Annotated in this window: 25 protein-coding genes; 5 read left to right on the top strand and 20 right to left on the bottom strand. The window is 62.8% G+C overall.

What is annotated here, in order from left to right:
- Positions 1-159: transposase (locus tag DRB19_RS16895; RefSeq protein ID WP_162815631.1), on the top strand; the 159-nt coding region annotated here is incomplete at its 5' end.
- A 112-nt stretch (positions 160-271) separates the two neighbouring features.
- Here the strand turns inward: DRB19_RS16895 and DRB19_RS16890 are convergent.
- From DRB19_RS16890 to DRB19_RS16880, 3 genes are all read right to left on the bottom strand, one after another.
- Positions 272-574 (bottom strand): hypothetical protein, encoded by a 303-nt coding sequence (locus DRB19_RS16890; RefSeq protein ID WP_114187201.1) that lies wholly within the window; start codon positions 572-574, stop codon positions 272-274.
- Positions 575-788: 214 nt separating this feature from the next.
- On the bottom strand, positions 789-1229 hold the full coding sequence (locus tag DRB19_RS16885) for a hypothetical protein (protein WP_114187200.1): 441 nt from the start codon (positions 1227-1229) through the stop codon (positions 789-791).
- A 203-nt stretch (positions 1230-1432) separates the two neighbouring features.
- Positions 1433-1879, bottom strand: coding sequence for a hypothetical protein (locus tag DRB19_RS16880; protein ID WP_114187199.1), 447 nt, complete (start codon positions 1877-1879; stop codon positions 1433-1435).
- A 360-nt stretch (positions 1880-2239) separates the two neighbouring features.
- On the opposite strand from DRB19_RS16880, the gene DRB19_RS30015 reads away from it, so the two are divergent.
- Entirely contained in the window at positions 2240-2407 is a 168-nt protein-coding gene (locus DRB19_RS30015; RefSeq protein WP_162815722.1) for a hypothetical protein, read from the top strand.
- A 142-nt stretch (positions 2408-2549) separates the two neighbouring features.
- On the top strand, positions 2550-3329 hold the full coding sequence (locus tag DRB19_RS16875; RefSeq protein WP_114187198.1) for a heme-binding protein: 780 nt from the start codon (positions 2550-2552) through the stop codon (positions 3327-3329).
- Between the two features lie 49 nt (positions 3330-3378).
- Here DRB19_RS16875 and DRB19_RS16870 read toward each other — a convergent pair whose 3' ends face one another.
- The 17 genes from DRB19_RS16870 to DRB19_RS16790 all read right to left on the bottom strand — a co-directional run bounded on the left by DRB19_RS16870 (position 3379) and on the right by DRB19_RS16790 (position 19545).
- Positions 3379-3777 carry a c-type cytochrome gene (locus DRB19_RS16870; RefSeq protein ID WP_245439584.1) on the bottom strand — a complete coding sequence of 133 codons (399 nt, stop codon included), beginning with the start codon at positions 3775-3777 and terminating at the stop codon, positions 3379-3381.
- Positions 3778-3940: 163 nt separating this feature from the next.
- Complete coding sequence (locus DRB19_RS16865) at positions 3941-4858, bottom strand: cytochrome c oxidase assembly protein (RefSeq protein ID WP_114187197.1); 918 nt, start codon at positions 4856-4858, stop codon at positions 3941-3943.
- The gene (locus DRB19_RS16860; protein ID WP_114187196.1) at positions 4855-5205 is read right to left on the bottom strand and encodes a hypothetical protein; all 351 of its coding nucleotides are present in this window, start codon (positions 5203-5205) and stop codon (positions 4855-4857) included. Before DRB19_RS16860 ends, DRB19_RS16865 begins: the two co-directional genes overlap by 4 nt.
- A 60-nt stretch (positions 5206-5265) precedes the next feature.
- Positions 5266-5901 carry a cytochrome c oxidase subunit 3 gene (locus DRB19_RS16855; RefSeq protein WP_114187195.1) on the bottom strand — a complete coding sequence of 212 codons (636 nt, stop codon included), beginning with the start codon at positions 5899-5901 and terminating at the stop codon, positions 5266-5268.
- Positions 5902-5944: 43 nt separating this feature from the next.
- Complete coding sequence (ctaD, locus tag DRB19_RS16850; protein WP_114187207.1) at positions 5945-7879, bottom strand: cytochrome c oxidase subunit I; 1935 nt, start codon at positions 7877-7879, stop codon at positions 5945-5947.
- Between the two features lie 80 nt (positions 7880-7959).
- Entirely contained in the window at positions 7960-8958 is a 999-nt protein-coding gene (gene coxB, locus DRB19_RS16845; RefSeq protein ID WP_114187194.1) for a cytochrome c oxidase subunit II, read from the bottom strand.
- Positions 8955-9515 (bottom strand): c-type cytochrome, encoded by a 561-nt coding sequence (locus DRB19_RS16840; protein ID WP_114187193.1) that lies wholly within the window; start codon positions 9513-9515, stop codon positions 8955-8957. The genes coxB and DRB19_RS16840 overlap by 4 nt, the downstream gene beginning before the upstream one ends.
- Entirely contained in the window at positions 9512-10336 is an 825-nt protein-coding gene (locus DRB19_RS16835) for a substrate-binding domain-containing protein (protein WP_114187192.1), read from the bottom strand. Before DRB19_RS16835 ends, DRB19_RS16840 begins: the two co-directional genes overlap by 4 nt.
- Positions 10317-12089: a methanol/ethanol family PQQ-dependent dehydrogenase gene (locus DRB19_RS16830; RefSeq protein ID WP_114187191.1), complete on the bottom strand. Its 1773-nt coding sequence runs from the start codon at positions 12087-12089 to the stop codon at positions 10317-10319. The genes DRB19_RS16835 and DRB19_RS16830 overlap by 20 nt, the downstream gene beginning before the upstream one ends.
- A 169-nt stretch (positions 12090-12258) precedes the next feature.
- Positions 12259-13062, bottom strand: coding sequence for an ABC transporter permease (locus tag DRB19_RS16825; RefSeq protein WP_114187190.1), 804 nt, complete (start codon positions 13060-13062; stop codon positions 12259-12261).
- Positions 13059-13775, bottom strand: coding sequence for an ABC transporter ATP-binding protein (locus DRB19_RS16820; protein ID WP_114187206.1), 717 nt, complete (start codon positions 13773-13775; stop codon positions 13059-13061). Before DRB19_RS16820 ends, DRB19_RS16825 begins: the two co-directional genes overlap by 4 nt.
- On the bottom strand, positions 13772-14734 hold the full coding sequence (locus DRB19_RS16815) for a PQQ-dependent catabolism-associated beta-propeller protein (protein ID WP_114187189.1): 963 nt from the start codon (positions 14732-14734) through the stop codon (positions 13772-13774). The genes DRB19_RS16820 and DRB19_RS16815 overlap by 4 nt, the downstream gene beginning before the upstream one ends.
- Complete coding sequence (locus DRB19_RS16810) at positions 14722-15894, bottom strand: ABC transporter substrate-binding protein (protein WP_114187188.1); 1173 nt, start codon at positions 15892-15894, stop codon at positions 14722-14724. The genes DRB19_RS16815 and DRB19_RS16810 overlap by 13 nt, the downstream gene beginning before the upstream one ends.
- Entirely contained in the window at positions 15891-16538 is a 648-nt protein-coding gene (locus DRB19_RS16805) for an ABC transporter ATP-binding protein (RefSeq protein ID WP_245439582.1), read from the bottom strand. Before DRB19_RS16805 ends, DRB19_RS16810 begins: the two co-directional genes overlap by 4 nt.
- Positions 16535-17293 (bottom strand): ABC transporter permease, encoded by a 759-nt coding sequence (locus tag DRB19_RS16800; RefSeq protein ID WP_114187186.1) that lies wholly within the window; start codon positions 17291-17293, stop codon positions 16535-16537. Before DRB19_RS16800 ends, DRB19_RS16805 begins: the two co-directional genes overlap by 4 nt.
- A gap of 8 nt (positions 17294-17301) precedes the next feature.
- Positions 17302-18273: an ABC transporter substrate-binding protein gene (locus tag DRB19_RS16795; protein ID WP_114187185.1), complete on the bottom strand. Its 972-nt coding sequence runs from the start codon at positions 18271-18273 to the stop codon at positions 17302-17304.
- 138 nt (positions 18274-18411) lie between these two features.
- Positions 18412-19545, bottom strand: coding sequence for a branched-chain amino acid aminotransferase (locus DRB19_RS16790; RefSeq protein ID WP_114187184.1), 1134 nt, complete (start codon positions 19543-19545; stop codon positions 18412-18414).
- A gap of 320 nt (positions 19546-19865) precedes the next feature.
- Between DRB19_RS16790 and DRB19_RS16785 the strand changes: the two genes are divergently transcribed.
- A complete protein-coding gene (locus tag DRB19_RS16785; protein WP_114187183.1) occupies positions 19866-21404 on the top strand; it encodes an ATPase domain-containing protein in 1539 nt (512 codons plus the stop codon).
- Entirely contained in the window at positions 21385-23064 is a 1680-nt protein-coding gene (locus DRB19_RS16780) for an ATP-binding protein (RefSeq protein ID WP_114187182.1), read from the top strand. The genes DRB19_RS16785 and DRB19_RS16780 overlap by 20 nt, the downstream gene beginning before the upstream one ends.
- Positions 23065-23071 lie beyond the last annotated feature (7 nt).

Here is a 23071-nt window from a genome sequence, read left to right as displayed (position 1 = left end):
GCCTATGACAAGACGCTGTATCGGCAACGGCACAAGGTTGAGAACATGTTCGCCAAGCTCAAGGACTGGCGCCGGATTGCAACCCGCTATGACCGCTGCGCCCACACCTTCTTCTCGGCCATCTGCATCGCAGCGGCCGTCGCCTTCTACCTCAATTGACGAGTCCTGAGCCTAGGCCTCTGCGATGATCCTTGTTCGCGACGGTCGGCAGCTCGCTGCCGGGCGGGAGCAGCGTGTTGACGAGTTGCCCTCTGTCGTCAGCGACGACAACTCAGGTGTCCGGCAGACGGATTGCGGCTCGTGCCCGGGCGTCGAACCCGGCATAGTCCTTTTCGAGGAGCTGCGGCGAGGTCGACAAGGCCCAGAGCAGCGCCTCCGCCTGCCCGAATTGTCGATCGACCACCAGGGACAGGGCCCGGGCTGTCTCTTGAATGTGCCTCTCGATCTCCTGCCGATCATGACGGTATCCTGCATAGACGATCATGCCGGCGGCTACGAGTGCCGGGATCAGCACAGCTAGAGTAAGCAGGATCAGGCGCGAGCGCAGCTGCGGAAGGCGGAGACGGTCAGCCACCCCGACCCCGCCCCTTCCCGGGGACAATACGGATTTGCTCACAGTACGATCGCTCCCGCCCGGGACTTACTATGCACGACAGATAGCTTGACCTATAATCTTTGCCATAGGGTCCAGCAAGATAACGTTCCCGCCAGGGTCAAGCCCAACGAGACAGAAGGGCAAAGGCTCGGTGATGCGCAACCGGTGACAGCCGGGCTGGAGCAGTCGCTGGTTACGCGGGCATCATCATGGCAATTCGGTGGATGCCGACCCCGTTACCGATGTTGGTGGCCTTGTCGGTCTTGCCCTTCCCACAGGTGTAGAAGTCGCCTTCCTTGACGGTGTAAGGTTCTTTCCCGGCTTTCTTGATGCTGAACTCGTCCGCGAGGATGTAGCACATCATATCCACGTCCATCACTGCCTCCGTGGGATCGGCGGCACCGGGCTGGTACACGACATCGACGACTTTGACGCTCTTGTACGCCTCCATCTCGGAGGGGATCTGACCGATTTCCACCAAACGACGACCCGGGCTGAGTTCCCTGCCGTCGTTGGGGCCATAATTCGGCGCTCCCGCGGCCCGGGCGCGCATCGCCGACGCCCATAAGGGTGCGGCTACGGCGGTGGTCAACCCAAGTGCTACTGCTGATCTGCGGCTCATGAGCTCTGCCATGATTTCCTCCTGCAGTTACGTGTGCAACATGTGCACCCGAGGAGTCGAAACCTCGCCTGCCGGAATGTCAATTATTTGATGCATCAACCTATCGCGAAGGCCTAAGGCCCCTGTCGCTTCACGCGGCAAGAGAGCGTCGACGAGACAACATGGGTGGTTGGCACAGGGTCGAGAGCCATTCGCTGTTAGTCGCAGGAAGCCCCTCACCGGACAGGACTGCCGGCAGGCGCGCCGTCGCCCTTCTGTCCGAGCTGGCATTGCTGCTCCTTAGCCGTCACGTTGTCCGAGACTACCCAGTGAATGATCCTCTCGGTCAGGTCGATCTCCAGCACCATGTCGAACACCCCCGTCTCTGCATAGAGACCGAAGAAGCCGTAGGTGCGGGTGCCCCAAGAGGGTGTGCTGAGACGGAAGATATCGCCGGTCAGCACGCGACACAGCGTCAAGGCTTCTCGGATGTCATTGGGCGTGTAGCGGGCCTGCAGCCCCGGTGCGAGCAGTCCGTACAGGGCAGCCGCATCTTCGTCGTTATAGGCGCGGGCCAGCGCCTCGGAGATGTTGGTCACAGCAAACGGGCCAAGGGCTTGGCCGCTCGAGGCGGACCAAGGCGTTATGGCCAGCGCCGTCGCCAGAAACAGCGCGCTGCGCATTCCGTAGCGTACCCTCCTGCGGAGCATCTTTGGCCTCACTTTGCAGTTGTTCTCAAGCCCCATGGCATGGGCTCATCTGGGCAGTCTCATAACCTAGGACGCATTCCGGGGAGAACCATGCCTCGGGGTGTGAACGTCCGTGGATCCCGCCGGCCGTGGGCGCCGAGAAAATTCTGACGATCGACACGTGTGCCCGGGTCACTGCGAACGCCGACACAGACAGGGTTCTACGCTCACAGCATCGCCTGCGGGAGTCCCGACCCGCGCCCTCCGAGCACGGGCACGACGACCCGCCGAAGTGGAACAACAAAGCTTGAGCGATGTTTGACCTGTTCAGTCATACCAGTGAGGTTATGGATCATGGCTAAGGCGCGCCAAAGTATTTTGAAGCAGGACTTCGCAATCTTTGGCGATGTGGGTTTTCTGATCACCCTTGTGCTCATCCTCCTGCTGTTCGCGGCGGCAACAGGCATTCTGATCTGGACGTCGGAGAAATACAGCATTCCGATCAGTCCATACTGGCAATGAACCAGGGGCCCACCTCGTTCTTTCCGCCGGCGCAGAACCAGCAGCGCCAAAGGCGGCCTGCAATCCCCCATAAGGCAGAGGCCATGCGAACCTTGGCAGGGGAAGCAGCGTTGTGGTGTTAGATCGTTCTGGAGATTTCGCCATGCGCAACCGAAGAATTGGCGAGGCTGTAGGCCTTGCCGTGGCTTTCACGGTAATCTCCTTGGCCGCAGCCAATTCATCCCGAGCAGCAGACTGCCCCGTCAGCCAAGAGCAGTTGGCGAGTGCGCTCAAGGCGAGCGTCAAGGCGAGCGGCGGGCCGAGCAATGGCGGCTTCGACACGCATCAATGGGCAAGCGTGGTCACTCGGGACGGCACGGTATGCGCGGTGGCCTTCAGCGGGAACAAGCCGGACGACCAATGGCCCGGAAGCCGGGTGGTCGCGATGGCCAAAGCCAACACGGCCAATGCCTTCAGCACCAAGCAGATGGCCCTGTCGACGGCTAATCTCTTCGCACCGGCCCAGCCAGGCCAGAGCCTCTATGGCATCGTCCAAGCCGGCCCGCCCTCGCCCGAAGCCAACTTAGGCGACAGTGCGCAATTCGGAACGTCCTCCGACCCGGCGCTCGGTAAGCGCATCGGCGGAACCGTGGTGTTTGGCGGCGGTCTCGCCCTCTACAACGAGAGCGGAGTGATCGGGGGGATCGGAGTGAGCGGCGATACCTCCTGCGCGGACCACAATGTCGTCTGGCGCGTGCGCACGGCCCTCGGCCTCGACAAGACACCACAGAAGGATGCCATCGTCTACGACCTCGGCCCGGACGGGAAGAGCGCCAGCGGCTTCGGGCATGTCAAATGCCCCGGTCATGAGGCGGACATTGCACACGAACTTGGGGCTGGCATCGGTGGCTATTCATTGAGCGGTCTGACGCCCAGCAAGTAAGCGCAGCACGGCCTCAGACGTCGAAAGCAGGATGTGGGGCTAAGCCCCTTTAGCGCAGCGTATAGAGATACGCTGCCACGTGCCGCGCCTCCTGGCGGGAAATCCCGGTGATCGGCATGGCCGACTTCGGGTCGAGGGAACGCGGGTTTTCGATCCACTGGATCAGGGAATCCGGCGTATTCGTCGTGACCCCGCCGACATAGACCCGGGCTGCGAAGCCCTGGAGCGATGGGCCGACCTGACCTTTGGCATGCGGAACGCCCGGGATGGTGTGGCACCCCGCGCAGCCATAGCGCCGGGCGAGATCACGGCCAAAATCCGGATTGCCAGCTGTAAGCGCGATCGCGCGAGTGCGCATCTCCTTCGACAGCTTCATCTGGTAGCCCGCGTAGATCGCCGCACCAGTGAGGACTACGAGCGCAAGGGTTCCGAGGATCGCGCTGCGCAAGAGACGTGTCGGACCCGATCTTCGCATGCCGGAGGGAAGCGGAGGTGGCTCCGGTTCCGGACGCCCATTTGGCCGAGGGCGGCCCGAAGTGGTCCGACGCCCGAGACCCAGCCCCATACCGGCGAGCCCCACGAGCAGCGTCACTGCCAACGGGGCCAAAGCCCTAGCGTGCCGTATAGGCATGGCGCCCTCCCGTGCGAAGGTCGGAAGCCGACCGTGCAATCCACAGCCCCGCGAGGGCGAGGGCCGCGCCCGCGTAGACAAGGCCGGCGGGGATCCACATCACGAGACCCGCAAGTTGCTGATCTTCTAGGGGCGAGAGACCCCATTCCGGTGCCGAGCCCGTTTGAGCCGGATAGATCGGCTGGCGCGCGATTGCGAGAAGGATGCCAAGAAACTCGGTGTGGAGCGAGGTTGCGAAGAGATAGAACACAGCCGCACCATAAGCCCGCTCGCGCTCGGGACCCTGCAGCAGGGCGCGCCAGAAAAGCAGCGCCGTGCCAAAGAAGCTGACGTGCTGGAGCCAGTGAAGCCAGGGATCGGCCAATGCTGCTTCGTAAAGCGCCGGGGCGTGCCAGATCCAAAGAGCAGCGCCGTGCAGGATAGTCGCGATCGGTGCGTTCGTGAGGAAAGACCAGGTGCGGGCAAGCGAAGGCACCCGACCGAGAGCGCCGATGCTGCGGCGCCAGGCCTGTGGCAGCGCCCAAAGCATCGCCCCGACCGGTCGCGCCACGATCAGGAGCGGCGCCGAGGCGGCCATGAGGATCTCGTGCTCGACCATGTGGGCGACGAAGAGCCGTTCGCCGAGCCAGTGGAGCGGCGCCACGAGCGCCAGGACGAGAAGCGCCCATCCGAGCACGAAGCAGCCGGCCTGCCAGGGCCGCACGCCGCGCCCGAAGCCGGCCCGGCGCCACAGGCGTACGACGCCGATTGCATAAAGACCGCTGGAGAGGACCAAGGGCAGCATGACCCACGGATCCCAGGTCCAAGTCGTATCGATTTCAGTCCAATGCAGGTGGCCCGCATGGGCGAACGCCTGCCCCGGAAGCAGTAGCGCGAAGAGAAGTGCAGGCGCCCTCATCGTTCGCACCCATGAAAGACCATTCCGGCAATCCCGTGGATGATGATGACGGCCGTAAAGAGGAGCGCGATTCCGACGCCTATGAGGGCTACGAAACGGTGCGGCCGGCCGGCTCCGGTGGAATCCGGGTGCGGCGTAGGCGCAGCTGTGATGTAGCCACGCCAGGACAGGAACCCGCCGAGGAGGCTCGCCGCCGCCATCATGACAGCCACCAACGGAATGATCCGTATCTGATTTGCGCAGACCCACGGGACGAGGGCGTAATTCGCCTGCGTGCTGATGAGCCACGCGGTCGGCCCGGCATAGATACCCGCAGAGGGCAAACCTCTGGTGAGCCATCCTGTCATGGCGTCTCCCCATCGCGGCGGGCCTCAAGATTGCTGTCCAGGCGTTCGACTACGCGCATCTCACCACCTCGGGAACAAGTAGACGATGACGTAGAGCGGAATCCACGCGGCAACGACGAAGGTCCAGTAATCGGCGTTCTGTCCTACGTTGTTGAAGCGTCTGCCGTGGCCGTGGCGGGTAAACATCAGAACCGTAAGGACGATGGTGTTGACCACATCAGTCACGAGATGGAGAGTGTGGAAACCGAGAAGCAGCCAGACGATCGAGCCATAGGCATTGTGGTCCCATTTCGTATGGAGCAGCGCGATCTCAACGACCCTCAGCCCGAGGAGAGCGGCTCCCAGCACGCTCATGATCACAAGGTATCGGCGAACCTTGAGCAGGTCTTCGCGCTCGCTGTATTTCCTGGCCAGATAGTTCGGCCATAGGCTCGCGAGCATCAGGGCCGTATGGAATGTCGAGGTGTATATATCCGGCGGCTTCGAGGATAGGGGCCAGACACCATTGATGAAGACCAAGTAAAAATAAGCCCCGAAGGCGAGGACGAAGCCAATGCCCTCAGCGGCGCAGAAGCCCATGATGCCCCACCACTGCGAACTGCGGGACCCGTGTCCGTAGCTCGGCAGGCGACGCACGTTGAGGACGACATTGTGATGCAGCCGCGTCGAGAGCGGCTGATGCGGGCTCGCCGTCATAGACCATTACCCCTGCATGACCGCGACAGACCCAAGAGGAACATCATGCCTCGTCCTCCTTAACTCCCTTCGGCCAGAACCAACCGAGGAGCGTGATCGTTGTGGGCAACCCGCCCCAGACGATGGCCCACGGGGTGAAGATTGAGCCGATGAAGGTGACCGTGGTCGCAATGGCGGCCAAGAACGGCCAAATCGACGGTTCGGGCGACGACTCCTTGAGGTCTGCGCGGCCAGCTGTCGCTGTCGAGATGATGACCTCCCGGTTCTCGACGCTCAAGCCCGCCACAACAGGCAGGGTATTGCGATGAGCCCACAGGGGTTCGCGGTTGGTAACAACCGGAATGCGGTCGAAGTTCTGCGGCAGGGGTGGCGAAGACGTCGCCCATTCGAGGGTTCCGGCATCCCACGGATTTGGACCCGCAAGCGCGCCGCGCCGCGCGCTCACGACCACGTTGACCAGGAAGACCACGAAGCTCGCGAACAGCATCGTGGCGCCAAGGGTCGAGATGAGATTCAGGTTTCCCCAGCCCATCTCAGGAAGGTAGGTGTAGACCCGGCGCGGCATACCCATGAGGCCGGTGATGTGCATGGGGAAGAAGGTGATGTTGAAGCCGATGAAAGCGAGCCAGAAATGCCATTTGCCGAGACGCTCGCTCATCATGCGTCCGGTGAACTTCGGGAACCAGTAATAGACTGCGCCAAGGAGCGGGAAGACGTTGCCGCCAATGAGTACGTAATGGAAATGCGCCACCACGAACATGGTGTCGTGCACCTGCGCGTCGATGGGGACCGAGGCCAGCATGATGCCGGAGAGGCCGCCTGCCACGAAGATGAAGAAGAAGCCCATCACGAACAGGAGCGGTGTGCGGAACACCGGCCGCCCGTCCCAAAGAGTCGCAATCCAGCAGAAAATCTGAATTCCGTTCGGGATCGCTATCAGCATGCTCGATGCCGTGAAGAAGCTGGCGCCGAGCTGCGGCAGGCCGGTGGTGAACATGTGATGCACCCACAAGCCGAAGGAGAGGAACCCGGTTGCGATCATAGAAAGCACGAGCGGAATGTAGCCGAAAGCCTGCCGCCGCGAGAAAGTGACCACGATGGCGGACACCCATCCGGTGGCCGGGATGAAAATGATGTAGACCTCCGGATGGCCGAAAAACCAGAACAAGTGCTGGTAGAGAAGCGCGTCGCCGCCTTCAGCCGGATTGAAGAAATGGGTGCCCACCAACCGGTCCATGATCAGCATCACGGACGCCGTAACCACGGCAGGGAGGGCGAAGATGATGATGAAGGCGTTGACGAGCTCCGCCCAGACGAAGAGCGGAATACGGTCCAGCGTCATGCCAGGGGCGCGCATCTTGAACACGGTCACGACGATCTGGACCGCGACGGCGATGCCCGCGACTTCCGTGAAGGTGATCATCTGAGCCCAGAAATCGACCCGCTTGCCGGGTGAGAATTCCGGCCCAGAAAGCGGCACGTAGGCGAACCAACCTACATCGGGCCCGATGTTGAGCATGAACGCGAACCAGATCATCGCGCCGCCGAAAAGGTAGACGTAGTAGGAATAAGCGTTGAGGCGCGCGAACGCGATGTTGCGGGTTCCGAGCATGAGCGGCAGGAGAAACACCGCGAATGCCTCCCCGATCGGCACGCCGAAGAGGAACATCATCGTCGTGCCATGCATCGTGAAGAGCTGGTTGTAGAGGTCCGGTCCGATCAGACCGCTTTCAGGACGCGCCAGCTGCATGCGCATCGCGACGGCGGAAAGGCCGCCGAGGAAGAGGAAGATGAAGGCGGTGATGATGTAGCGCCGGCCGATGATCTTATGGTCAACGGTGGACAGCGCGCCGATGATGCCCTTCCGGGTGCCCCAGGTGCGGGCAAGGCGGGCCGTGAGTTCCTGCCCGTCCACCTGATCGTCCCGCAGTTCCCTGGGATCCGGCGGCGCGTCGGCCTCGCTCTGCACGCCGGGCATGCCGGCTGGCTGCCCGGTCAGGAGGCGGGTGGGCTCGGGAACGGCATCGAGAGCTACATCGTGGGGGGCGAGCGTCTGTGTCACTTCAACCCCTCCAGGTAGCTTGCAAGCGGCTGAACCTCGTCGGGCTCGAGCTGGATTGTCGGCATAGTCACCCCAGGCTTGATGCCGTGCGGATCGACGATCCAGGCCGCGATGTTGCCCCTCGTCGTCTCCAGCGTTCCGGCCGCGATGTAGCGGCGGCTGCCCACGTGGGTCAGGTCCGGCGCGATCTTGCCGCCCGCATCAGTTCCCCGGATTTGGTGGCACATGACGCAAGGCTTCGAGAGAAAGATCTCCATGCCGCGCTGCCGCTCCGGATCGGCTGGCGGCTTTGCCGCGGAAATCTGGTTGTTGCGCCAGCGCTCGAAATCCTCCTTCGGTTCCGCGATTACGAGCATTCCCATATGTGCATGCTGCAGACCGCAAAACTCGGCGCATTGGCCCCGATAGACGCCTGGTCGGTCAGCCTGGATCTGGACCTGGTTCTGGCGTCCTGTAATGGCGTCCATCTTGCCTGTGAGGTTCGGAATCCAGAACGAGTGGATCACGTCGGCGGATTCGAGCTTGATCAGCACCGGCTCGCCCACCGGGATGTGGATCTCGTTAGCGGTTGTGAATATCCGGTTGGTCTGCGGGTCCTCGTAGGTGATCTGCCACCACCATTGCCGACCAGTGACCAGCAGGGTCAACGCGCCGTCCTTGTGGCTGTAGAGCGCGCGCTGGCCGCCATAGCTGATCCCGGTCAACGCAAGCACGGTGACGAACGTCAGGCCAATCGCGGTCGAGATCACGATCGTCATGCGCCGCTCGGTCGCCGGGTTCGTGGCCAGCGGGTCCGCACCGGCGACGCGCCGCTTCCGGAGCGCCAGGAGCAGGGCTCCCATGGTGAGAACCCACACCGTCGCGAGCACAGCGGTGAAGATCCAGAACATGTCAGCGAGCGTGCGCGCCGCCGGCCCATGCGCGTCAAGGGTCGATTGCCAGCCCTGGCAGCCCGCTAGGGGCAAACTCAGCAGGAAGAGCGTGACCCGATTCATTGCGGCATCTGGGCGGAGGGTGAGATCTGGCCGCCGTCGATCACTTCACCTGGCGGCCGGCGCTGCTCGGCGGGAGCGGGATGCATGTCGTCATTGCGGCCGGGCGCCACGTCCTTGCGCACGTTCCGACCCATGGAGCGGACATAGGCCGCGATCTGCCAAATTTGGTCGTCGGGAATTTTGCCCCGGAAGGAAGGCATGCCGTTCGGTCGCCCCTCGCGGATCGTCTGCACGATGTTCTCGATCTGCCCGCCATAGGTCCAGCGATCATCCATCAGCGGCGGCCCGGACCCGCCGCCCCCATTCGCGTGGCAGCCATTGCAGTTGAACCACACATAGAGCTTCTTGCCTTGTGCGACGTGGAAAGCATTCTCCTCATAACCCTGTCCGATGCCCGAACGCCGCTCGACCGGCGGAGAGGGGCCGCCGGAGAGCGGCGACAGAGCAATCTTCTCCTCGGTTTCGGCTGTGACCGGGTTTGCCCTGTATTCGCGATCCTCACGCTCGCATGCGGTGAGGATCAGCACCGCGATGGATGCGGTCAGGAGGTTCCTCATGGCGTACCCCCCGCGTGTTTCACCGTGCCGTCGACGCGAGGAACGCCGTAGGCAGCCAGGATGGCGTCGACATCTGTCCGACGGCGGGTCAGTGCGGCATCGACCTCCTGGCGCAGCGCATCGTCCTCCTTGCGAACCGCCATCGAGATGTCGAACACCATCGGAAGCTGCGGCCCGTCGAAGGATGGCCGCACCGGCGTCACCTTCAGGGGCACAGCCTGGCGTGTGGCGAAATAACCGCCCAAGGGCCCCCACACGATGGCGACATCGATCTCGCCCTGCGCGAGCGAAGTCAGGATGCGGGCCGGGGGATTCGGCTCGCCATAGTCGCCGTAGACCATGTAGCCGCGTACATTGTCGATCACGCCGCGACGGGCGAGCGCATGAGCGGGCGGGGTGTTCGACCCGTCGTCGCCGACGAGATGAACGCCAATCTTCTTTTCACGCAGAACCGGGTCGCTGTAGGACGCAACCTCGGGTCCATCGGCGCGGGTGACGAAGACGTAGGTCGAGCGGTAATAGGGCGCCGTCGTGCGCACCCCTTCGAGGTTGGCAGGCAGACCCGGCACCAGGTCGCAAGCTTCCGCTTTCAAGGTATTGCGCAGGAACCCGCGACGTTGCGCCCACCATGTATAGTGGAGATCCGCGCCGAGCTCCTCGGCGATCAATGCGACGATCTTGTTCTCTAGCCCCTCGCGGGCTTCGTTGGAGAACGGAAGGTTGTTGGGGTCGGCGCAGACGCGCAAGTCCCGCGCCTCGACACTGCCTGCGGCAAGCAAGAGCGCCGTGAAGGCGAGGCTCTTAGGGAAGCTTGAACACATAGAGCGATCCCCCCTTGGTGGTGACGTCCTTGAGTTCGCGCATAGCGTTGACGAAACCGAGAGCGGCGGTAGCGTCCCGTGGGTCGAGGTCGCCCGAGACGATGGCTCCCGCCCAGCCGCCGACGCCCGAGAGAATAGCCACATACTGCTTGCCGTCCGGCCCCCGATAGGTGGTCGGCTGGCCGATGATCCCAGACGATGTCTTGAACTTCCACAATTCTTCGCCGGTGCGGGCGTGCAGGGCTTTGAACCATCCGTCCATGGTACCGTAGAAGACTACGTCCCCGGCGGTCGCGAGCGCGCCGCTCCAGAGAGGGAAGCGTTCCTTGATAGTCCAGAGTTCCTTGCCCTCGCGGATGTCCCAGGCCGAGAACTCACCCATGTGACCGCCGGGTCCGGGGAACATGCGCACCTCAGCGCCGACATAGGGTGTTCCGGCAATGTAGTTCGCCTCCGAACTCTGCCAGTCCATGCACATGTTCATGTGAGGGATGTAGAGAAGGCCCGTCTTGTGCGAGAAGGCGCTCGGGTTCCAGTCCTTGGCGCCGGGCGCGGTTGGGCAGATATCGCGGATGACGCGGTTGTTCACCGGCTCCTTCTCGGGATTGATCTGCATCCGCGCAGTCTTGAGATCGAACCCGGTCACAGCGGTCAATGCATGGAAAGGCTTTGCCGAGAGCACCTCGCCGGTGGTGCGGTCGATCACGTAGACGAAGCCTGTGCGTCCAGGGTGCACCATGACTTTGCGCGGCCGCCCCTCCCACTCCATATCGAGCAGGATCATCTCGTTGACGGTGTCCCAGTCATGAATGTCGTGCGGCGCTGTCTGGTAGAACCAGCGGGCGTCGCCAGTGTCAGGATCGCGGGCGAAGATCCCGGCGGTCCATTTGTTGTCGCCGGGGCGCTGGTTCGCATTCCAGGGGCCGGGATTGCCGGTCCCGTGATATAGCAAGTTTAGATCCGGGTCGTAGGACAGCCAGCCCCAGACCGTGCCGCCCCCTTGCTGCCAAGCATCGGCCGGCCAGGTCGTGACGCCGAGGTCCTTGCCCTTTTCACTGTCGTAGAAGGGCTTGAAGTCCGGCCCGATCTTCACATCCTGATCAGGCCCGGTGTTGTACGCCTTCCAGGCGCTCTGCCCATCCGCTTCGTTCAGGGCGTGGATCCAGCCGCGGACGCCGTACTCGCCGCCCGAGATGCCGACGAACACCTTACCCTTCGCCACCAGGGGAGCCATGGTCATGGTCTCGCCCCGGTTGATGTCGCCGAGCTTGGTCTTCCACACCTCCTCCCCGGTTTCGGCATTCACCGCGACCACATGGGCATCGAGGGTGGTAAAGAAGATTCGTCCGTTCGAGTAGGCCGGGCCACGGTTCACCACGTCGCAGCAGGCCACCCCCTGCGCGGCCGCGGCCGGCTTCGGGTTGTACTGCCATTTCATCGGCGCGCCGGGCTGGGTGAGGTCCAGGGCGTAGAGAATGTTAGGATACGGCGAGAGCACGTACATGGTGCTGCCGACGACCAGTGGTGCGGATTCCTGCCCCCGGTTCACGCCCGTCGAGAACGTGAAGGCGACTTGGAGGCTCTTCACGTTCTCCGTGTTGATCTCGGACAGGTCGCTGTAGCGGGTGGACGCGAAATTCTTCTGAGGGATCGTCCATTGCCCATCGTCCGGAGCTGACGCAAAGGGAGGTGCGGCAGGCTGTGATGCAGGAGGCGTCTGGGCTTGAATCGAAGACGAGAGCTGAACGAACATTAAGGCGGCCAGAGTAGCGGCGAGGCGGGCTCCACCCACGATGTGTTCTCCGAAACCTATAGACATACCGGACCAGTCGCGGCCGACTCCAACTGTCCAGTTTCGACTATGTTCCAGACTCTATGATGAGTTTGCCCACTGCAGCCCCAAAGATTAGAAACGGCAAGGATCAGTCGGCCGTCCGGCGGGCCCAGAAGCCGCGACCCGGGTCATAACCCCATAGGGCAAGAACGAAGAAGGCGATGGATGCCAGGGAGCAGACCACGAGCGCAACAGACTCGAGCCGAAGATAGAGCGCGAAGCGGATCAACTCGACCGCGTGGGAAAATGGGTTCATCCAGGCGAGCCCCGCCACCACAGGACTGACCTCTTCCAGCCGCCAGAGCGGATAAAGGGCCGTCGAAGCGAAGAACATAGGAAAGATCACGAAATTCATCACGCCGGCGAAATTTTCGAGCTGGCGGATCAGGGACGAGAGGGCGAGGCCGAATGCCCCGAGCATCAGCCCGGCCAGGGTCAGGGCCGGAAGCGCTGCTACATAGCCCATGCCCGGCGGGCGAACCTCCCAGAAGCGGGCGAGGAGGAGAAAGAGATACACGATCGGGAGCACCGTGAGCGTGTTGGCGAGAATGCGAGCTCCTAACAGCCACCACCGCGGCAGAGGTGCGGTCAGAAGAACCCGCATCGATCCCATTTCCCGGTCATAAACCATGGAGAGGGAGCTCTGCATCCCGTGGAAGAGCAGCATCATCCCGGCCAGTCCAGGGACGATATAGACCTCGTAGAGAATGTAGGTCTGGTAAGGAGGGATGATCGAAAGGCCAAGCACCGAGCGGAACCCGACCGCGAAGATGCCAAGCCAGACGAGTGGGCGCACGATGGCCGCAGCCAAGCGCCCGTGCTGTCCGACGAAGCGCAGCATCTCCCGGCGCATGATCCCGGCGAGCGCGCGGAGGGCATGACGAATTTTCATCCCTTGGGACCCGTGAGTTGCAGAAAGGCCGCTTCAAGGGTGTTGTCGGAGGCAAGCGCCCTCGCCTCGCCATTCCAGCGGACGGAGCCCTGGTGTAGAACCACCAGTTGATCGGCTGGCTCGATCTCGTCGAGCATGTGGGTGGCCCACAGCACGCTCAGCCCCTCGACACAGAGGGATCGCACATGGTTGAGAAGCCGCCGCCGCCCGGCCACATCGAGACCGGCCGTCGCCTCGTCGACGATCAGAAACCTGGGACGATGCAGCAGCGCGCGGGCGATCTCAACCCGTCGGCGCTGCCCGCCCGAAAGGGAACGCACCTTGTCAGACCTCCGGCCTGCCACATCGAGCCGCTCCAGTTCTGTGCTAGCCCACTTCCTCGCCTCATGCCGCGAAAGACCATGCAATGAAGCATGATAGGCAAGGTTTTCGTCGACCGTGAGATCGAGGTCGAGGGTCGGCATCTCAAAGACGACGCCGAGGCTGGCGAGAGCCGGCATGGGATCCCGCCGGATCGAATGCCCGAAGATCCGGATTTCCCCGTGCTGCGCATTGTAGAGGCCCGTCACGAGCGAGACGAGGGTCGTCTTGCCGGCTCCGTTCGGCCCGAGCAGAACCGTAAACGAGCCCGGACCTATCGATAGGCTGACGTCCGAAAGGGCTTTGCGCTTTCCGAGGCCGTGGCTCAGGTTCTCGATCGCCAAAGCGTTCATGGCGCTACGACGATGCCCCATGGAGAACGACCGACCCCGACCGTTTTCACCACCTCCTGGCTCTCAAGATCGATGATTGAGACATCGCTCGAATTGCCATTGGCCGTGTAGAGCCTTTTGCCATCCGGCGAGAGGGCAATATGCCAGACCCGCTGGCCGACTAGATAGGTGCAGACGACCTCGAAGGTCTTAGCATCGACCTCGGCGACTCGATTTGCCGGACCAAGCGCCACGTAGGCTCGCGACCCGTCCGGAGCAAGCTGAATTCCAACAGCCTGGATGAGTTCGCGCGCTATGCCGGGCACCTGGAAACCGACTTTCGCCAGAGGCTCGCGCGTATCCGCATCGAAAACCTCCACCGTCCCGCGCAATTCGGACGATACCCAGATCTGCTTGCTGTCGGCCGAGACCTGCGCGACCCGTGGGCGGGTGCCGACCAGCACGTTGTCGACAAGTTCGAGGGTCTTCGCGTCGATCACGTGCAGCATACTTGTGGTCTCGGAGGTGTTCACCACGAACCGCCCGTCAGGGCTCACGCCCATGCCCTCCGGCTCCACGCCAACGGACACCTCCGTCATGATGCGCCGTTCCGGAATGTCGAGGACGGAAACCAGGTTGTCGTTCTCGTTCGCCACGAACAGGCGGCGTCCGTCGGGGTGCAGCACGAAAAGCTCCGGATCCTCTCCGGACGGCAAAGAGCCTTCCAGCCGTCTGGTTTTCAGATCGACCACATCGATCCGATTATCGTCCCCGACGGCTACATAGAGCTTTTGCTTGTCCGCGCTCAGGCCGATGCCCCTTGGCCTGCGCCCCACGGGTATTGTGGCGACGAGGCTCAGGGTACTCCCATCGATCACGGACACGGTGTTGTCCTGCTCATTCGAAATGTATGCGGTCTCGGCGGAAGCGGCTTGCGCGACGAAGGCGAGACCGATGACAAAGACAATCAGGGCCTGCATCGACTTTCCTCACGATCAGCCCCAAGGGTATCGAGCTCGGACCCCTGGTGCAGATAGCCCGCTTGGGGCGACACGGAGACGAGAAGTCGTGGTCCGGCGATCAGAATCGGCTGACGCATCTGCCCGCCCCATGGGCGAAAGCTCTGCCCCTGCCCCTTGAAGCCCGAAAGAGCGAAATCAGGACCACGCAGATAAGCCACGACAACGGACGGATCGGTGCTTCGAGTGCGAATGGCAGCCTCGCCGACGGCGCGAACCGCGGCCCAAGCGGCATAGTCGACAGCGTTCATCCTACGACCTGCCATTTTCTCGAAGCGGGCCTGAAGCTGCGTGGCGCCCCATTGCTCGGAGACGGCGCTCCAGGCTGTCGTGACAAGTCCGTGCGTTCCTGCAACAGGGCGCGGCAGCGCCGTGCGCCCCGGAAGATAGTCGCCGAACTCGCTCGCCTCGTCCGCGACGATCAGCACGTCGTGGTCCCGCACCTGAGTGAGGGCTGGAATCTCGCTTTGCAGGGTGACGTGGCCCGTATCGGTCCGGGCATGGCCAGGCTTGAAAGTCCATTCCTTCTCGGCCACCACCTCTGCGCCAAAACGCTTGGCTGCGCGGCGGTAAGCCTCCGCCCGCAGCTTGTCCCCCGGCGTGTTGCCTGTCACGAGGAACCACTTCCGCCATCGCTTCGCCATGAGATACTGCGCCAAAGCATCGGCCAGCATGGCACGGCTCGGCGCGGTATGAACCACGTTGGCGAGACAGGATTCGTTGCGAAGCTCATCATCGGGGGCGCGGCTGTTGAGAAACAGCATCCCACGAGCCTGAGGATCGGATGCAGCGGCCTGCAGAACCGACGCATCAAGATCGGCGACCACGAACCGGATGCCCTTCGCTGCGATCAAGCGTATCGTGTCCGCAGGATTTCCGCCCTTGGGAATCATCTGCTCCACGAGGGTGAAGCGTTGTCCCATGAACTTTCCCGTCGTCCCGTTGTCGGCAATCCCGAGACGAGCGCCAGCGACGCCTTCATCGTTGACTTCACGATCGAGAGGGGAAACGGGTTGCACAGGATCACGCTCCTGCGAGACAACCGCGATCGTGACCGTAGCGTCCTCCGCCCAGGCAGGCGCTGTGAGGAGCATCCCGAGAAAAACAAGAATAGCTCTCATTCGGCGGCCCTTGCCTGCCGAACCGGTTGGTCATCCACGATGCGGGCGGGGGAGCCGTCAAGGGTAATGACACGTCGGGCAAGAGCCGCCGCCTCATGCCAGTGATGAGTGACCAATAGCGTTGTCGGACGCAGTTTCTTCAAATGGACTGCGACGAGGTCGTGCATGCCTTTTGAGGTCTCCTCGTCCAAAGAGGCAAAGGGTTCGTCCAGGAGAAGGAGCTTCGGCTCGACGGCCAACGCCCGGGCAAGTGCGACCCGGCGCGCCATGCCGATGGACAGTCGCTGCGGATAGACGTCCTCTGATCCGGCAAGCCCCACCTGGGCTATCCAATCCTTGGCCCGTCCAGGATGTTCGGGCATTACCAGCTCGAGGTTCTGCCGCACAGTTCGCCACGGCAGGAGACGCGGCGACTGGAACAGATAGCCCAATGGCTGAGCCCCCCCCTCGATTGAGCCGGCGAAGTCGCGGTCGAGCCCCGCCACCATCTGGAGCAGACTAGACTTGCCGACACCGGAAGGGCCGACAATGGCGCAAACCTCGCCATCCTCCAGTTCCACGGACAGATTTTCGAACAGCACCCGCGCAGGCGCGCAGGCCTGTGCAGGATAAATCTTTCTGTCGATGTGGATCCTGATCGTCATCGCCGCCACTGTCCTACGCGGCGCTCGAATGGCGAAAAGACCAATAACTCGATGAGAAGCACGCAGCAGACGAATGCCGCCGCATAGGCCAGAACGCGCGGCACGTCGAAGAGCTGGAAATAGCTCTGGAGTTGGAAGCCGACCCCATTCGACCGTCCAAGCAATTCCACCACCAGAACGATCTTCCAGATCAGCGCAAGACCATTGCGCGCAGCGGCCAGAAGATAGGGCGCCAGCTGCGGGACGATAATCTCTCGCAGGGTTTTAACGGCGCCAAGCCGATAGACCTGCGCCACTTCGGTATAGTCCTTGTCGAGGGCTCTTGCGCCTTCCCGGAGCGTTACCGCCACATTGGGGATCTTGTTGAGCGCGACCGCGACGAGAAGTGCCGTCTCGACCAGACCAAGCCAGATGTAAGTCAGGATGATAACGACGAGCGCCGGTACGTTGAGGAAGATGACAAGCCACGGGTGGAACCAGCGGTCGATCCATCGAAAACGACCGAGCGCAATTCCGAGAGCGGCCCCGGCCACCAAGGCGATGACGAAGCTGACCCCGACGCGCGCGAGCGTGACGCCGAGATGGTAAGGCAACGCGCCGTCCCGCGCCTCCGACGCCATACTTTGCATCACCGTCAATGGGCCTGGGAAGAGGCGGCTTTCGGCGGCTCCCGATACGATTTGCCATAGAGCCAGGAACAACAGGACAGAGGCAATCCCCTGCCACCCTCCGCTCCGGACATCAGCAGCGCGCATGAGTGGCCTCAGTAGGTCAGGGGCCAGAACGTTTTAGGATCGACGGACATAGCCTGGCCAACCAGCTTTTCTCCCCCAATGGCAACCAGGATAGCATACAGTTCCATGGCCGCCTGCCGCTCGGCCTGCGCCCATTGGTCTGGAATGCCCGCACGGAACCCTGCCTGCAAAGCGGATAGAACCGCGGGATCATCGGAGCCGATCTGAGGAGCAAGGCGGGCCCACTCGTCCTTTGATTCCGCCAGAAGCGCTTTCGCCTCCCGCGAGGCCGCGACAAAGCTCTCGACCAATTTACTTTGGTCCGCGCCCCATTCCTCCCGAAAAGCATAGCCGAGCATCGGCGCGTCATGGGCGATCCCAAGTTTGCGGATCATATCGGCCACGGCCAAAAGCGGTCTCGCTCCAGCGGCTTCGAGGCGGGCGGCATAATGCCAATAGGTCAGAACCGCATCGATGCGTCCCCGCGTCAATTCCTCGTTCAGTAGAGGCGGCGCGCCAAAGACGGGTTCGCTGTCTGCCGCGAGATCGATCCCGAAATCCTTCTGGGTATAAGCCCGGAGGACGAGCCAACTCTTGTCGAGCGGTCCGCCCACGACGCCGATCCGTCTACCCTTAAGGTCAGCGGCGGTCTTGATGTCCGAGCCCCGCCGAACCATGAGAGTGCCCACAGCCTTGGAATAAGGCACGAAGCTGAAGGCGCCCCCTTCCCCGCGCTGCCGCGCGACCCAGGGCCAATCCGTCACAATAAGGTCCACGGCGCGTGCCTGCAGCGCAACCTTTGCGGCTTCGTTCGAGGCGAACTCCACAGGCGCCACGGCGATGCCGTGGCGGCGGTCAAGGCCATGATGCTGAATGGTATCGATTTCCCAGGAGACCGTTCCGAACCTGAGCAAGCCGATCCTGATGGCTTGCTGCTCCTGCGCGCCCGCTGACGCTGCAACGAATACGAATAAAAAGAACCAGGCGGTTCTAAAGAACATGTTCGAACCCGCGCAACAAAAGCTCGAGTTAACGGCCAAGCTCGATTTTTGTTCCGGCTGCCTTGCCCCTTGCTCCACCCAGACATGGGAAGCAAGACCGGGCCGCGATCTTCATCGCGGCCCGCAGAAGCCCCATACTCAGGCAATCACGTGAAGCCAGCCATGGGCGTCCGCCTGCGAGCCTTTTTGTATTCCGACCAGCGTCTCGCGAAGCTTGCGAGTCACGGGGCCGACCTCCCCGCCTGCGATAGAGAATTCTCCATGGGCATGGCGGACGTTGCCGATGGGCGCAACGACGGCGGCTGTCCCGCACGCGAAGGCCTCCCTCAGGCGACCGCGAGCGGCGTCATCCTGCCACTGGTCGAAGGAATAGGCCTTCTCCTCGACCCTCATGCCGGCATCCCGCGCGAGGATCATCAGGGAGGCGCGGGTGATGCCCGGCAGGATCGTTCCGAGCGGGGGTGTCACGATCGTTCCGTCTTCCATCACGAAGAAGATGTTCATCCCTCCCAGCTCCTCCACCCAGCGGTGCTCGGCGGCGTCCAGGAACACGACTTGGTCGCACCCCTTCTCGGCGGCCTGCGCCTGCGCGATGAGGCTGGCTGCATAGTTTCCGCCGCATTTCGCCGCTCCCGTGCCGCCAGGGGCCGCCCGGCTATAGGCGTCAGAAACCCAAACCGAGATCGGCTTCGCGCCGCCTTTGAAATACGCCCCGACCGGACTGGCAATGACGCAGAACGTGTACCGCGTGGCAGGACGCACCCCGAGAAAGGCTTCGTCCGCGAACATGAAGGGCCGCAGGTACAGGCTGCCCTCCCCGGAAGGTATCCAGTCGCGGTCGATGCGAACCAGCTCCTCGATCGCTGTGAGGAACATCTCCTCCGGCATGACCGGCATCGCCATCCGCTCGGCCGAGCTTCGGAACCGTCGGGCATTCTCCTCGGGCCTGAACAGGACAATGCCCCCCTTCTCCGTCCGGTAGGCCTTCATCCCTTCAAAAATTTCCTGAGCATAATGCAGGACGGCGCTCGCAGGATCGAGTTGAAACGGCGTCCGCTCGCGCACGGACGCATCATGCCAGCTCTTCCCGGCCTCCCATGACACAGTGACCATATGGTCCGTAAAGATCCGGCCAAATCCTGGATTTTCCAGGCGCTGCATCCGTTCAGCCTCCAGCAGCGCATTTGGGCTGCGGACGACCCGAAACTCCGGTTTATGATCCAAAACTCTCTCCTCCCAAATCACCGTCCGTAGCGTGAGGTCGAACACCATCACGGCGGCGAGAATCTGAAGCCTGGCCCTTGAAGGAATATGAAGAATTCACTTCGGGCAAGACCTCAAGGCGGATCGTGACGGTCACCAGCAGGTCAGGCGGCATCCGGTCTGCCGTGATATATCGTGCTGGCCGAGGACCAGAGCGCCACCTCAGGGCCAGTCCACCGTGCCAGTTTGGCAGGAACCCAAAGCTGTGCTTAAGCGTTGTTTGTCGATTCTTTTCAATACGGATCGACGATATATGCCTTTAGTCCGGCTTGAGGCCTCGCCTCCGCGCCCAACTGGCATAGGTGCAAGGCTGTACTAAAGGCTGAACGATGAAAACTCCTGACTTTGCGGAAGCTTCGCGAATTCCTACAGGGATCGAAGGGCTTGACGATATCCTTGGGGGCGGCGTCACCGCCAATCGCCTCTATCTTGTCGAAGGCACCCCCGGCACCGGCAAAACCACCTTCTCGCTCCAGTTCCTCCTCGAAGGCGCCCGACGGGGTGAGCCTGGGCTCTATGTCACCCTGTCCGAGACGGAAGGCGAGTTGCGGGCCGTCGCGCGAGCCCATGGCTGGGAACTCGACGGGCTGGAGCTGTTCGAACTCGTGCCTGAGGCCGGCCTCGATCCAGAACTGGAGCAAACGCTTCTACATCCGTCGGAGGTGGAGCTCGGCGAAACCGTCCGCGGCGTCATGGAGCGGGTCGAAGCGCTCAAGCCCAAGCGCGTCGTGCTCGACAGCCTGTCCGAGCTGCGGCTGCTCGCGCAGAACCCCTTGCGCTACCGGCGGCAAATCCTTGCGCTGAAGCACTTCTTCTCGAGCCGCGACTGCACGGTGCTGGTATTGGACGACCGTACCGGCGAGCCTGGGGACCTCCAGCTGCACAGCATTGCCCATGGTGTCATCTCCCTCGATCAGACCCCTACGGGGTTCGGAGCCGAGCGCCGCCGCCTCCGCGTCATCAAAATGCGGGGGATCAAGTACAGCGGCGGCTACCACGACATGGCTATCGTGACAGGCGGCGTCTGCATCTATCCCCGCCTGATAGCGGCAGACCATCCCGGTACAGTGACGAGTCGTATGCTTGGGACCGGCGTCGACGGCTTGGACGCCCTGCTTGGGGGCGGGCTCGTTCCCGGTACGACAACCCTTTTGAGCGGGCCTGCGGGCGTAGGGAAGACGACAGCCGCCGTGCGCTGCATGGTGTCCGCTCTCGAACAAGGCGAGAGAGCCGCCTTTTTTCTCTTCGACGAACGGCTGCCGACCCTGATGCTTCGGTCCGAAGCTCTTGGCATGGACCTGCAATCCTATATCGATTCCGGACACCTCAACATTCGCCAGATAGATCCGGCTGAACTCTCTCCCGGCGAGTTCGCGATCGCCGTTCGCGACGCTGTGGAAAGAGACGGCGCAAAAGTTGTCGTGGTCGACAGCCTGAATGCCTATCTGCAAGCAATGCCCGAAGACCGGCATCTCACCCTGCAGATGCACGAGCTCCTGTCCTATCTTGGCCAGCAGGGGGTTTTCACTCTTATGATCCTGGGACAACATGGCTTGGTTGGCGACATACGCTCGGACGTCGATCTGAGCTATCTTGCCGACACCGTCCTGCTCCTCCGTTTCTTCGAGGCCAAGGGCGAGGTGCGCAAGGCAATCTCGGTGGTAAAGACCCGCACCACCGATCATGAGCGCACCATCCGCGAGTTCCGGGTCGATGCCAACGGCCTGAGCATCGGGGCTCCGTTGCGGGACTTCCAGGGCATCCTGACCGGAGCCCCCACCTATAGCGGCGGCTCCGCCCCGCTTATGCAGTCAGAAGCCGCCGCCCACGCCCTTGGCGAAGGCAGCGATGGCATCGGCAATGGATAAGACCGTTCTCATCCTGACACCCCACGGCCGGGACGCGGCGGTTGCCGCTGATCTGCTGAATCGTCATGGCATTCCGGCGCTTATCTGCGAGCATCTGAATGCCCTTTCCAGCGCCGTAGAACAGGGCGCGGGCGCCGCGCTGGTTGCAGAGGAGGCCCTTGCCAGCGCGGATCTCGACCTTCTCGCGGCGCGGCTGGAGCAGCAACCACCCTGGTCCGATTTCCCGTTCGTCGTCCTGGCCAACGGCCACAAGGGCGTCCGCTCCACACGGGCCTTCGAAACCCTCGACCGCCTGCGGAACGTGGTGCTGCTGGAGCGCCCCCTACATGCCGAGAGCATGGTCCGGGCGGTGCGGTCCGCCCTGAATGCACGCCGCCGCCAATACGAAGCCCGTGATGTTCTCGCCCGGTCCCGCGAGGAACTCGAGCGCCTTGTTCTCGAACGCACCCGCGAGCGTGAGGAAGCGCTGGCCCAGCTTCACGAGGCCCAGAAGCTGGAAACCATTGGGCAGCTGACCGGCGGTGTCGCCCACGACTTCAACAACCTGCTCACCCCGGTGATGGGCAACCTCGATTTGCTGCGCCGACGCATAGCGGCTGACGATGCGCGATCGCAGCGGCTGGTCGAAAACGCCCTGCAGGCAACCAGCCGGGCCGCTACCCTGGTGCAGCGCCTGCTGGCCTTCGCCCGTCGTCAGGATCTTCAGCCGAAAGCCGTGGATGTATCGGGACTTCTCGCCGGCATCGAGGATCTCGTGACCCGTTCCATCGGGCCAACCATCGCGGTCAGCCTGAAGTCACCGCAAAGCCTGCCGGCGGCTCGGGTGGATCCAAGTCAGCTGGAACTCGCCGTGCTGAACCTCGCCATCAATGCGCGGGACGCCATGCCGGGGGGAGGTCGGTTGACCATAGAGATCAGACAGGAATCGATCCGGTCCAAGCCCCGGGACGCTTTGAAAGTAGGCGAATACGTCTGCATATCCGTCGTCGATACGGGCGTGGGGATGGATGCCGCTACCTTGAAGCGCGCCATCGAGCCGTTCTTCTCCACCAAGGGCGTGGGCAAAGGCACCGGCCTTGGCCTATCGATGGTGCACGGGCTTGCGGCGCAGTCAGGCGGAGCGCTCCTGCTGTCGAGCAAACCAGGGGTCGGAACCCGGGCCGAGCTTTGGCTTCCTGTGGCCGACGAGAAGGCGGCGGCAAGCGAGCAAACGCAGATCGAGGCCATTCCGGCAGCGCGGCCGTCGACCGTACTGCTCGTCGATGACGAGGAGCTGGTGCGGATCGGCACCGCCGAAATGCTGATGGATCTCGGTTACTCCGTGGTCCAGGCCAGTTCCGGCGCGGAGGCGCTCGGCCTCCTGCGCCGGGGCGAGATCGAAGTCGATCTTCTCGTAAGCGATTACCTGATGCCCGGAATGGGCGGAGCCGATATGGTGCGGGAGGCGCGCAAGCTCCGTCCGGCCCTCCCGGCCCTTCTCATCACCGGCTACACCAATCTGGTCCAAGGGCCCGGGGCCGAGTTGCCGCGGCTGGCCAAGCCGTTTCGGCAGGCAGAGCTGGCGTCCCGCATCGCTGAACTTCTCGAAGCCGCGCAATCACGCGACAACGTCGTGCACCTGCCCGAAGCGGGACGCCCTCATCAGAGCTCCGTCGAATAAACGGGCA

This window comes from Microvirga aerophila, assembly GCF_003332305.1.
Lineage (GTDB): Bacteria > Pseudomonadota > Alphaproteobacteria > Rhizobiales > Beijerinckiaceae > Microvirga > Microvirga aerophila.
This window is presented reverse-complemented; position numbering and strand designations above follow the sequence as displayed.

Bases quoted from the DNA above. Each gene is read 5' to 3' on its own strand.
- DRB19_RS16815 (WP_114187189.1), bottom strand. From the start codon at position 14,734: ATGCAGGCCCTGATTGTCTTTGTCATCGGTCTCGCCTTCGTCGCGCAA.
- DRB19_RS16840 (WP_114187193.1), bottom strand. From the start codon at position 9,515: ATGAGGAACCTCCTGACCGCATCCATCGCGGTGCTGATCCTCACCGCA.
- DRB19_RS30015 (WP_162815722.1), top strand. From the start codon at position 2,240: ATGGCTAAGGCGCGCCAAAGTATTTTGAAGCAGGACTTCGCAATCTTT.
- DRB19_RS16885 (WP_114187200.1), bottom strand. From the start codon at position 1,229: ATGGCAGAGCTCATGAGCCGCAGATCAGCAGTAGCACTTGGGTTGACC.
- DRB19_RS16825 (WP_114187190.1), bottom strand. From the start codon at position 13,062: ATGAAAATTCGTCATGCCCTCCGCGCGCTCGCCGGGATCATGCGCCGG.
- DRB19_RS16785 (WP_114187183.1), top strand. From the start codon at position 19,866: ATGAAAACTCCTGACTTTGCGGAAGCTTCGCGAATTCCTACAGGGATC.
- DRB19_RS16780 (WP_114187182.1), top strand. From the start codon at position 21,385: ATGGCATCGGCAATGGATAAGACCGTTCTCATCCTGACACCCCACGGC.
- DRB19_RS16810 (WP_114187188.1), bottom strand. From the start codon at position 15,894: ATGAGAGCTATTCTTGTTTTTCTCGGGATGCTCCTCACAGCGCCTGCC.
- coxB (WP_114187194.1), bottom strand. From the start codon at position 8,958: ATGAATCGGGTCACGCTCTTCCTGCTGAGTTTGCCCCTAGCGGGCTGC.
- DRB19_RS16860 (WP_114187196.1), bottom strand. From the start codon at position 5,205: ATGACAGGATGGCTCACCAGAGGTTTGCCCTCTGCGGGTATCTATGCC.
- DRB19_RS16835 (WP_114187192.1), bottom strand. From the start codon at position 10,336: ATGTGTTCAAGCTTCCCTAAGAGCCTCGCCTTCACGGCGCTCTTGCTT.
- DRB19_RS16830 (WP_114187191.1), bottom strand. From the start codon at position 12,089: ATGTTCGTTCAGCTCTCGTCTTCGATTCAAGCCCAGACGCCTCCTGCA.
- DRB19_RS16805 (WP_245439582.1), bottom strand. From the start codon at position 16,538: ATGACGATCAGGATCCACATCGACAGAAAGATTTATCCTGCACAGGCC.
- DRB19_RS16790 (WP_114187184.1), bottom strand. From the start codon at position 19,545: ATGGTGTTCGACCTCACGCTACGGACGGTGATTTGGGAGGAGAGAGTT.
- DRB19_RS16820 (WP_114187206.1), bottom strand. From the start codon at position 13,775: ATGAACGCTTTGGCGATCGAGAACCTGAGCCACGGCCTCGGAAAGCGC.
- ctaD (WP_114187207.1), bottom strand. From the start codon at position 7,879: ATGCCCGGCGTGCAGAGCGAGGCCGACGCGCCGCCGGATCCCAGGGAA.
- DRB19_RS16875 (WP_114187198.1), top strand. From the start codon at position 2,550: ATGCGCAACCGAAGAATTGGCGAGGCTGTAGGCCTTGCCGTGGCTTTC.
- DRB19_RS16855 (WP_114187195.1), bottom strand. From the start codon at position 5,901: ATGACGGCGAGCCCGCATCAGCCGCTCTCGACGCGGCTGCATCACAAT.
- DRB19_RS16795 (WP_114187185.1), bottom strand. From the start codon at position 18,273: ATGTTCTTTAGAACCGCCTGGTTCTTTTTATTCGTATTCGTTGCAGCG.
- DRB19_RS16800 (WP_114187186.1), bottom strand. From the start codon at position 17,293: ATGCGCGCTGCTGATGTCCGGAGCGGAGGGTGGCAGGGGATTGCCTCT.
- DRB19_RS16865 (WP_114187197.1), bottom strand. From the start codon at position 4,858: ATGAGGGCGCCTGCACTTCTCTTCGCGCTACTGCTTCCGGGGCAGGCG.
- DRB19_RS16880 (WP_114187199.1), bottom strand. From the start codon at position 1,879: ATGCGCAGCGCGCTGTTTCTGGCGACGGCGCTGGCCATAACGCCTTGG.